This window comes from Streptomyces griseorubiginosus (assembly GCF_017614965.1).
GTDB lineage: Bacteria > Actinomycetota > Actinomycetes > Streptomycetales > Streptomycetaceae > Streptomyces > Streptomyces griseorubiginosus_B.
Genome location: NZ_WVUG01000334.1, coordinates 1 through 9,302, shown reverse-complemented (window position 1 = coordinate 9,302; position 9,302 = coordinate 1). Strand labels below are relative to the sequence as shown.

Here is a 9,302-nt window from a genome sequence, read left to right as displayed (position 1 = left end):
GCAGGTGCTCGCTCATCTCCGCCGGGCCGGTCGCGCAGTTCAGGCCGATCATGTCGATGCCCAGCGGCTCCAGCGCGGTCAGCGCGGCACCGATCTCCGAGCCCAGCAGCATCGTGCCGGTCGTCTCAACCGTGACCGACACGATCAACGGGACGTCGGCGCCGAGGGCTTGGAGTGCGCGTCGGGCGCCGAGGACCGCCGCCTTCGTCTGGAGCAGGTCCTGCGTGGTCTCCACGAGCAGGGCGTCGGCACCGCCCGTGAGCAGTCCCTCGGCGTTCCGCTGATAGGCGTCGCGCAGGACTCCGTACGACACATGCCCCAGGGTCGGCAGTTTCGTGCCCGGGCCCATGGAGCCCAGCACCCAGCGCTGCCGGCCGTCCCGGGCGGCGAACTCGTCCGCCGTCTCGCGGGCGATCCGGGCACCGGCCTCGGACAGCTCGGCGACGCGCTCGGGGATGTCGTACTCGGCGAGTGCCGCGTGGTTGGCACCGAAGGTGTTGGTCTCGACGCAGTCGACGCCCGCGTCGAAGTAGGCCGAATGGACCGAACGGACGATGTCGGGGCGGGTGACGTTGAGGACCTCGTTGCAGCCCTCCAGTTGCTGGAAGTCGTCGAGGGAGGGGTCCTGGGCCTGGAGCATGGTGCCCATCGCTCCGTCGGCCACCACCACCCGGGTGGCCAGGGCCTCGTGCAGCGCCGCGGCCCGGGCCGCCGGTGTCATGACAGCGCCCCCAGCCTGGGGATGAGACGGCGTACCGCGCCGGCGCCGTAGGTGCCGCAGAGCCGGTCCAGGAGGTCGTTGCCGTCCAGGGCGTAGGTCTGGGTGCCGCGGCTCTCCAGCACCACCGAGGCGACGGCGCTGCCCAGCCGGGCCGCGTCCTCCAGGTCCAACTCCCAGGCCAGGGCGGCGAGGAAGCCGGCCCGGTAGGCGTCGCCGGCGCCTGTGGGATCGACGGCGCCCCGGGACGCGACGGCCGGGACGAGGGTCGTGGTGCGGCCCGCGCGGGTGATCCGGGAGCCGCGCTCGCCCTGCGTGGTGACCCAGGTGCCGACGCGGCCCAGCACCTGCTGTTCCGTCCAGCCGGTGCGCTCCTGGATGAGCAGGGCCTCGTACTCGTTGGTGAACAGCCAGCGCGGGGAGTCGAGCAGGGCCCGCGTCTGGGCACGGTCCAGGCGGGCCAGTTGCTGCGAGGGGTCGGCGACGAACGGGACGCCGAGGCGCACGCACTGGCGGACATGACGGACCATGGCGTCCGGGTCGTCGGGGGAGATGACGACGAGGTCGGCGCCGCCGGTACGGGCGAGCAGTTCGGGCAGGTCGATGTGGCGGGCCTCCGCCATCGCGCCGGCGTAGAAGAAGCCGATCTGGTTCTGGGCGGTGTCGGTGGCGCACACGAAGCGCGCGGTGTGCAGGGTGTCGCTGATGCGCACGCCCGCCGTGTCGACGCCGTGTTCCTTCAGCCAGACCTCCTGGTCGGCGAAGTCGGCGCCGGCCGCGCCGACCAGCAGCGGGTCGAGGCCGAGCGAGCCGAGCCCGAAGGCGATGTTGGCGGCGACCCCGCCGTAGCGGATCTCGAGTTCGTCCGTCAGCAGGGAGAGCGAGATCCGGTCCAGGCGTTCCGCCAGGAGCTGGTCGGCGAACCTGTGCGGGAAGGACATGAGGTGGTCCTTGGCGATGGACCCGGTGACGGCGATACGCACCTCACACCCCCGCGGCCTTGCGCAGGGCGTCCACGCGGTCGGTCTTCTCCCAGGTGAAGTCCGGGAGCTCGCGGCCGAAATGGCCGTAGGCGGCTGTCTGCGAGTAGATCGGGCGCAGCAGGTCGAGGTCGCGGATGATCGCGGCCGGGCGCAGGTCGAAGACCTCGTCGATGGCCTTCTCGATCTTCTCGTGGTCGATCTTGGCGGTGCCGAAGGTCTCCACGAACAGACCCACCGGCTCGGCCTTGCCGATCGCGTACGCCACCTGCACCTCGCAGCGCGAGGCGAGACCCGCGGCGACGACGTTCTTCGCCACCCAGCGCATCGCGTACGCCGCCGAACGGTCCACCTTGGACGGGTCCTTGCCGGAGAAGGCGCCGCCGCCGTGGCGGGCCATGCCGCCGTACGTGTCGATGATGATCTTCCGGCCGGTCAGGCCCGCGTCGCCCATCGGGCCGCCGATCTCGAAGCGGCCGGTCGGATTGACCAGCAGACGGTAGTTCTCCGTGTCCAACTTCAGGCCCTCGTCGGCCAGTTGGCCGAGGACGTGGTCGACCACGTGCTCCCGGACGTCCGGGGTGAGCAGCGAGCCGAGGTCGATGTCGCTCGCGTGCTGCGAGGAGACGACCACCGTGTCGAGGCGGACCGCCTTGTCGCCGTCGTACTCGACGGTGACCTGTGTCTTGCCGTCGGGGCGCAGATAGGGGACCGTGCCGTCCTTGCGGACCTCGGACAGGCGCCTGGACAGGCGGTGTGCCAGGGAGATCGGCAGCGGCATCAGGGTGGGCGTCTCGTCGGTCGCGTAACCGAACATGAGCCCCTGGTCGCCCGCGCCGCCGGTGTCCACGCCCTGGGCGATGTCCGGCGACTGCGCGCCGATCGACACCGACACCCCGCAGGAGGCGCCGTCGAAGCCCTTGGCCGAGGAGTCGTAGCCGATCTCGGTGATCCGGTCGCGGACCAGCTGGGCGATGGGGGCGTAGGCCCGGGTGGTGACCTCGCCGGCCACGTGCACCAGACCGGTGGTGATCAGCGTCTCGACGGCGACCCGGGAGGCCGGGTCCTCGCGCAGCAGCGCGTCGAGAACGGTGTCGCTGATCTGGTCAGCGATCTTGTCGGGGTGACCCTCGGTCACGGACTCCGAGGTGAACAGACGACGGGACACGGACCCTCCAGGGGGACGACAGCCGGACCGCGGTTGCGCGGCCAGCGTGGCGCCGGGTTCTGCAGAGCGGCTCGAAGGGCTCTACAGCCCGGCGCACGGCGAGGCCGCCGTACGCGGGTGTGTGCGCGTACGGCGGCCCCGGACGCCCGGTCCGGTCCTCCGGGCCTCGGTCTCCCCGTGAGTGGGTCAGGCGCGTTCGGCGGTGTGCGCCCGGGGCGCCGGGCCGGAGTCGCCGCTTGCCGGCGTCTCCTCACCGCCCGCGTCGCCCTCGTCGCCCTGCTCCCACTCGGGCTTGCGGGCGTGCTTGGGCAGCATGAAGGTGAGCAGGAAGCCGAGGCCGATGACGCCGACCTCGTACCACAGGACGTGGCCCGTGGCCTTGGCGTAGCCCTCCTTGCGGGCCTTGTCCGAGGCCTTGGCGAGCGCCTTGCCGACGCGCTGCTCCTGACCGGCGGGCACCGCCCCGGCCGGGACGATCCGCCGGCAGACGGCGGGCGGGGCGCCCGCGTCCTCGTTCTTGCCGCTCTCCTTCGCGCAGGCGCGGAAGTTGGCCGCGATGGTGTCCTGGGCCTGCGCGGCGACCCCGGCCGCGGTGAGTTCCTTGCGCAGTTCGGGAAGTGCCGTGTTCGCGCCGGGCACCGCCTGTCCCGCCAGCAGGTTGAAGAACAGCACGCCGATGACGGCGACACCCGCGGCGGCACCCAGCTGGTCGGCGGTGCTCAGCACGCCGGAGCCGGAGCCGGCGTGCTCCACCGGGACCCCGCCCAGCACGATGTCGACCACCGGCGAGATGACGAAGCCGAGGCCGAGACCGAGCACGGCGAGCGCCGGCGCCAGGTCCCAGCCGCCGGTGGCGGAACCGAAGTGGTCGATCGTCCAGATCAGGGCGACCATGCCGACACCCATGATCACCATGCCGATGCTGAGCACCTTGCGGCCCATCTTGATCGCCAGGACCGCCGAGAACGACGAGGTGATCATCGCGCCGAAGGAGAAGGGCACGGTGGCGAGCCCCGCCGCCAGCGGCGAGAACCCGAGACCCACCTGCAGATACAGGGTGAACGGGAAGAACAGGCCCGAGATGATGGCGAAGAAGCTCAGCATCACCAGCAGACCGGCCACGAACGACCGCTCCTTGAACAGGCTCGGCTCCACCAGCGCGGAGCCGTCCCGGGCCGCCTTGCGCCGCTCGTACAGACCGAAGATCACGAACAGCGGCACCGAGCAGCCCATGGCGACGAACGACCAGGCGGGCCAGCCGTCCTGCTCGCCCTGCACCAGCGGGTACAGCAGCGACAGCAGGGCCAGCGTCACCAGGGCGACACCCACCAGATCCAGGTGCTTGACGTTGGGCGAACGCGACTCGCGCACGTACAGGTTCACCCCGATCAGGGCGAACAGGCCGACCGGCACGTTCACCAGGAAGATCGGGCGCCACGACCAGCCGAACAGGTCGGCGTTGACGAGCACGCCGCCCAGCACCGGGCCGAGCATCGCGGCGACACCGGACAGGGCGCCGAACATGCCGAAGACGGCGGCGCGTTCCTTCGGCGGGAAGCTGACCTGGAACACGGACAGTCCCTGGGTCATCACGATGGCGCCGCCCAGGCCCTGCAGCACCCGGGAGGCGATGAGCATCTCCGTGCTCTGCGCCGCGCCGCACAGCAGCGAGGCGGCCACGAACACGACGATGCCGATGGAGATCATCCTCTTGCGGCCGAGCATGTCGCCGATGCGGCCGACGGTGATCAGGCTGAGGGCGAAGGTGAGCGTGTACGCGGCGGCCACCCACTGGAGCGCCGCCTTTCCGGCGCCCAGGTCGGTCTGCAGCACGGGCAGTGCCACGTTCACGATCGTGGTGTCGATCAGGTCGAGGGCGATGGCCACGAGGATCACTGCGGCGGCGCGCCACCGCTGCGGGTCCGGCTCTCCCTCCCCTGCCAGGTACGTCTCGTCTGCTGCGTGCGTCACGGGGCTCTCCTCTGTCCGACGGCGCGCTTGCGCCGAGTGTGATCGCCTCCGCTTGAGCGCCGCTCGAGCGCCCGCGCCCACCATGCCGGGCGGCAGCGGCAACCCGCCGCGCCGGAAGGGAACGCGCAGACATGAGGCTGTACTTGCTGAGGCTGGGCACCATCCCGGGGCTCCAGGCGCCGGTGCCCGGCTATCTGATCCGCGCCGACGACGGGCGTACGGTGCTGGTCGACACCGGGGCGGCGCCGGGCGCCGGGCCCGTCCAGGTCGCCGGGGGCGAGGACGTGGTGGCGACGCTGTCCCGCCTCGGCGTACGCCCCGAGGACGTCGACACCGTCGTCTGCTCCCATCTCGACCCCGACCACGTCGGCGGTCATTCCGCTTTTCCCGGCGCCGAGTTCGTGATCCAGCGCGAGCACCTCGACCTGGCCCGCTCGGGCACCGTGCCGCGGCTGGAGGCTTCCCGTCCGCTGTGGGACGTACCGGGCCTGCGCTACCGCACGGTCGCGGGCGACACCGAACTCCTGCCCGGCGTCGAGCTGATCGCCTCCGGCGGCCATGTGCCGGGCCACCAGTCCGTCCTGGTCCGCCTGGCGCACACCGGGCCCGTGCTGCTGGCCGTGGACGCGATCCCGGTCAGCGCGGCCCTGGACGCCGACCGGCGCCCCGTCCTCCCCTTCGACCTGGACGAGAAGGAACTGCGCGCCTCCACCCGCCGGTTGGTGGAGCTGGCCCGCACCGAGAACGCACTGATCGTGCACGGCCACGACGCCGAGCAGTGGCGGACGCTGCGGGTCGCACCCGAGTACTACGACTGAGAACAGGGGCTTAGCTGATGAGTACCGAGGCGAAGAGCGCTGAGGCGATGAGTACCGAGGCGACAAGTACCGAGGGGACAAGTACCGAGCGCATCCGTGTGGTCATCTATCTGCGGGCCCCCGAGGAGGGGACCGAGCCGCTGGAGGAGGCGTACCGGGAGATCAGCTGGGTGCGTCCCGGCGCCATCCCCGGACTGCTGCGCAGCGAGTTGCTGCGGGACGTGGACCGGCCCGACGAGTTCGTGCTGCACGGCGAGTGGGAGAGTCTGGAGGAGTACCGCGCCTGGCAGTTCGGCCCGGATCACAAGGACAACCCGTCGGCGCTGCGGCCCTACCAGGACCGCTCGCGCGGCCGGCACTACGCCGTCTACGGCATCGCGTCCGAGGAGGTCCGGGACGCCTGAACCACGCGGAGGGGCCGCCGACACCGTCGCGGTGCGGCGGCCCTCCGCGTGCGCGCCGCCGGTCACTCCACGGGTTCCGCCGGCTCCACCGGCGCCTCCCACACCACCAGCATCAGCGCGCCCTGCTCGGTGCGCGGGGCGTGCACGCTGCCGGGGGCCATGACCAGCAGGGAGTTCTTGGGGTGCCGTCCGTCCTCGGTGATCAGCTCGCCGTCGAGGACCAGGATGATCTCGTAACTGGTGTGCCGGTGCGGGGCGGCGGCCGCGCCCGGGTGGTAGCGCACCAGCGAGGCCGCGGGGCCGGCCGGGCCGGTCTGCTCGGTGGTGTAGAGCGGGAAGACCTCGACCCCGACCCGCCCGTCCGCGGTCAGCGGTGTGAACTTGAGCTTCCCGAGAAGTTCCTCGGGCCGGTCGAGCCCCTCGACGACCAGGGGAACGGCGGCCGTGGACGGCTGTACTGACATGACGTCAACTCCTTGACTGAGAAGTGGTGGTGGATCGGTACGGCGTTCCGTAATCCGCCAATTGCCCTCGCACCGCCCGCCGTTGGACCTTGCCGGAGGTGGTGCGGGGCAGCCGGTCGGCGAAGCACAACTGCTCGGGGCGGCCGACGGGGGAGAGGGTGCGCTCGGCGTGGGCCAGCAGTTCGGCGGCGAGCGCCGGGTCCGCCGTACGGCCGGGGGCCGGGACGACGACGGCGAGCGGCAGCAGACCGGCCGTCTCGTCGGGCACCGGCACCACCGCCACCTCCGCCACGGCCGGGTGGGCGCGCAGCGCCGCCTCCGCCTCGTACGGGGAGACGCGGTGGCCGTGGGACTTGAACACGTCGTCGCGCCGGCCCAGGACCCGGATCCATCCGTCGGCGTCGCGTTCACCGAGATCACCGGTGGCGTACCAGTCGCGCCCCAGGGCCCGTTCGGTGCGCTCGGGATCGTCGGGGTAGCCGGCCATCACACCGACCGGCCGCCCGCCGTCCGCGCCCCCCTCGCCGACCCCGGGCGCCAACTCCACGCAGATCTCGCCCACTTGCTGGTGCCGCTCGCCGGTGTCCGGGTCGCGCAGGGTGATGCGGTAGCCGGGCAGCGGGCGGCCCAGCAGTCCGGGCCGGGGGGTGCTGCCGGGCGGGGTGCCGATCAGCGCCGTCGTCTCGGTCTGGCCGTACCCGTCGCGTACGACGACACCCCAGGCGTCCCGTACGGCCCCGGCAAGGTCGGTCGGCAGGGGCTCCCCGGCACTCGTCGCCTCCCGCAACCGGGGTGCGGCCGAGCCGAGATAGGGGCGCAGGGCCTGCCAGGTGCTCGGCGGGGCGCAGAAGCTGTCCGCCGCGAGCCGGTCCAGCAGCCGGGGGAGACCCGCCGGATCCACCGGGCCCTCGGGCAGCGCGACGATCGTGGCCTCGGCGTTCCACGGCACGAACAGGCTGCTCCAGGAGTGCTTGGCCCAGCCGGGGGAGGAGACGTTGACGTGCCGGTCGCCGGGGAGCAGGCCGTTCCAGTAGAGGCTGGAGAGGTGGCCGGCCGGATAGCTGAGGTGGGTGTGGGCGACCAGTTTGGGCGTGGAGGTGGTGCCGGAGGTGAAGTAGCAGAAGGCCACGTCGTCGGCGGGGGTGGGGCCGTCGGGGACGAAGGGTTCGCCGACCGTGTGGCTGTCGCCGTAGTCGGTCCAGCCTCGGGGCACCCGCCCGTCGGGGCCGGGCACCGCGACCCGTACGCCGGGGACGGCAACGGACGCGAAGGCGTCGGTCGACGCGGACCGGCACACCAGATGCGCGAGGCGCCCGCGGCCGACCCGGTCGACGGCCTGGTCCGGGGTCAGGTCCGGGTGGCTGGGCACCACCACGGCCCCCAGTTTCAGCGCCGCCAGCAGCACCTCCCACAGCTCCACCTGCGTACCGAGCACCACCATCAGCCGGTCGCCGCGGACCACCCCCTGCCGGGCCAGCCACCCGGCCACCGCGTCCGAACGTCGGGACAGCTCGGCGTACGACACCCCACGCACGCTGCCGTCCCGCCCGACGAGCTCCAGCGCGGGCGCGTCGTTTCCCTCGGCGACGACGTCGAACCACTCCAGCGCCCAGTTGAAGTAAGCGGGCCGCGGCCAGCGGAAGCGGGCGACGGCGGAGTCGGGCTCGGTGCGGTGGCGGAGCAACAGGTCGCGGGCGGCGCGGAAGTGGTGGTGGGCCTCGGTGTGCCGAGCGGAACGGTATTCCGTGCCTTGGCGGGTGACGGCCCGGCGCCCGGTTCCGTCCGTCCGGGCGGGTCCCGTGTCAGTACGTGGTGCCGACATCACCGTTCTCCCTCGTCGTCGGGTGTGGTCAGGGCCGTGCGCCAGCGGGGGCTCAGGACGACGCCGGTCAGTTCCGGGTGGTCGGGGGTGGTGTGCGCCCCGGTCAGGGCGTCCTCGGCTATCGCGTCGGCGTCGGCCGTGAACTCCCCCCACACGCCGGGGCGTCCGCTGCCGACCTGGGTGAACCAGCGCGTGAACTCGCTCGGGATACCCAGCACGTACATGCCGGTCTCGGGGCGTCCGTCGGCGCGGACCGGATGGAAGGGCGAGCCCGTGACCCTGACACCGCCGGTGGCGAACTCCCTGCCGTCCGGGCCCCGGTTGACGTACGGCGTGAGCAGCCCCTGGTCGCGCAGCCGTGCGGTGAGGTCGCCGTGGGCCCGGCGCAGGTCGGGCTCAGGGATGCGGGCGTCGATCAGCACGTCCAGCGCGCTACGGCTGCCATCGACATGCGGGGACTCCACGAAGAACCGCCCGGTGTCCTCGTCGGCGCCGAACCGGGCGTCCGGCCCGGCGACGCGCAGCAGCCCGGCGTCCAGGAGCGCCAGCAGCTGCTCCAGCCGCACCATGGGCGGACCGGTGGTCAGCCGGGACACCATCGGCACGAAGTCCGACAGGAAGTCCGCGCGGTGCGAGTCGGGCGCGAGCCCGGAGAAGTCCACCGCGGTGCGCAGCACTCCGCGCACGTCCCGGATGGTGTCGAGGCACGCCTTCACAGGCCCCTCGGCGTTCCCCTCGGCGGCCAGCTCCAGATCCCGGCGCAACAGCGCGGCCAACTCCGCCTCGAACGCCTCGGGACTCGCGAACCGCCGCCCACGAAACGGCCAGGCCCACTCCTCCAGATCCACGGCCCGCCACCCACGCAACCCACAACGGGCCGCAGCCCGCACGACGACGTCCTGCGGGCCAGGGACCGGCACATGCACTGCCGGCGGGCCGCCTGGCGCGCCCACCGCC

General features: G+C 72.5%; 8 protein-coding genes and 1 pseudogene. 2 read left to right on the top strand and 7 right to left on the bottom strand.

All coding sequences use genetic code 11. From position 1 onward, the window contains the following. From GRC12_RS37720 to GRC12_RS37705, 4 genes are all read right to left on the bottom strand, one after another. The coding region (locus tag GRC12_RS37720) for a homocysteine S-methyltransferase family protein (protein ID WP_208784743.1) at positions 1–721 on the bottom strand (721 nt) is incomplete at its 3' end. Further along, positions 718–1,701, bottom strand: coding sequence for a carbohydrate kinase family protein (locus GRC12_RS37715; protein WP_133043075.1), 984 nt, complete (start codon positions 1,699–1,701; stop codon positions 718–720). The genes GRC12_RS37715 and GRC12_RS37720, both read right to left, overlap by 4 nt. A 1-nt stretch (position 1,702) precedes the next feature. Beyond that, entirely contained in the window at positions 1,703–2,866 is a 1,164-nt protein-coding gene (metK, locus tag GRC12_RS37710; protein ID WP_208784740.1) for a methionine adenosyltransferase, read from the bottom strand. Positions 2,867–3,052: 186 nt separating this feature from the next. Then, complete coding sequence (locus GRC12_RS37705; protein ID WP_208784738.1) at positions 3,053–4,837, bottom strand: MFS transporter; 1,785 nt, start codon at positions 4,835–4,837, stop codon at positions 3,053–3,055. A 131-nt stretch (positions 4,838–4,968) separates the two neighbouring features. On the opposite strand from GRC12_RS37705, the gene GRC12_RS37700 reads away from it, so the two are divergent. Together GRC12_RS37700 and GRC12_RS37695 are read left to right on the top strand one after the other, a co-directional pair. Continuing rightward, positions 4,969–5,655, top strand: coding sequence for an N-acyl homoserine lactonase family protein (locus GRC12_RS37700; protein ID WP_208784736.1), 687 nt, complete (start codon positions 4,969–4,971; stop codon positions 5,653–5,655). Between the two features lie 17 nt (positions 5,656–5,672). Further along, positions 5,673–6,059 (top strand): antibiotic biosynthesis monooxygenase family protein, encoded by a 387-nt coding sequence (locus GRC12_RS37695; protein ID WP_208784734.1) that lies wholly within the window; start codon positions 5,673–5,675, stop codon positions 6,057–6,059. A gap of 62 nt (positions 6,060–6,121) precedes the next feature. On the opposite strand, the gene GRC12_RS37690 is transcribed toward GRC12_RS37695, so the two are convergent. From GRC12_RS37690 to GRC12_RS37680, 3 genes and pseudogenes are all read right to left on the bottom strand, one after another. Beyond that, on the bottom strand, positions 6,122–6,523 hold the full coding sequence (locus tag GRC12_RS37690) for a cupin domain-containing protein (RefSeq protein WP_208784732.1): 402 nt from the start codon (positions 6,521–6,523) through the stop codon (positions 6,122–6,124). A 4-nt stretch (positions 6,524–6,527) separates the two neighbouring features. Beyond that, positions 6,528–8,345, bottom strand: a complete 1,818-nt coding sequence (locus GRC12_RS37685; RefSeq protein ID WP_208784730.1) for an AMP-binding protein — start codon at positions 8,343–8,345, stop codon at positions 6,528–6,530. After that, a pseudogene (locus GRC12_RS37680) lies at positions 8,345–9,302 on the bottom strand (FAD/NAD(P)-binding protein); the annotation flags it as partial. The gene GRC12_RS37685 and the pseudogene GRC12_RS37680, both read right to left, overlap by 1 nt.

Excerpts from the sequence above, each read along its gene's own strand:
- GRC12_RS37700 (WP_208784736.1), top strand. The coding sequence starts at position 4,969 with ATGAGGCTGTACTTGCTGAGGCTGGGCACCATCCCGGGGCTCCAGGCG.
- GRC12_RS37685 (WP_208784730.1), bottom strand. The coding sequence starts at position 8,345 with ATGTCGGCACCACGTACTGACACGGGACCCGCCCGGACGGACGGAACC.
- GRC12_RS37690 (WP_208784732.1), bottom strand. The coding sequence starts at position 6,523 with ATGTCAGTACAGCCGTCCACGGCCGCCGTTCCCCTGGTCGTCGAGGGG.
- GRC12_RS37695 (WP_208784734.1), top strand. The coding sequence starts at position 5,673 with ATGAGTACCGAGGCGAAGAGCGCTGAGGCGATGAGTACCGAGGCGACA.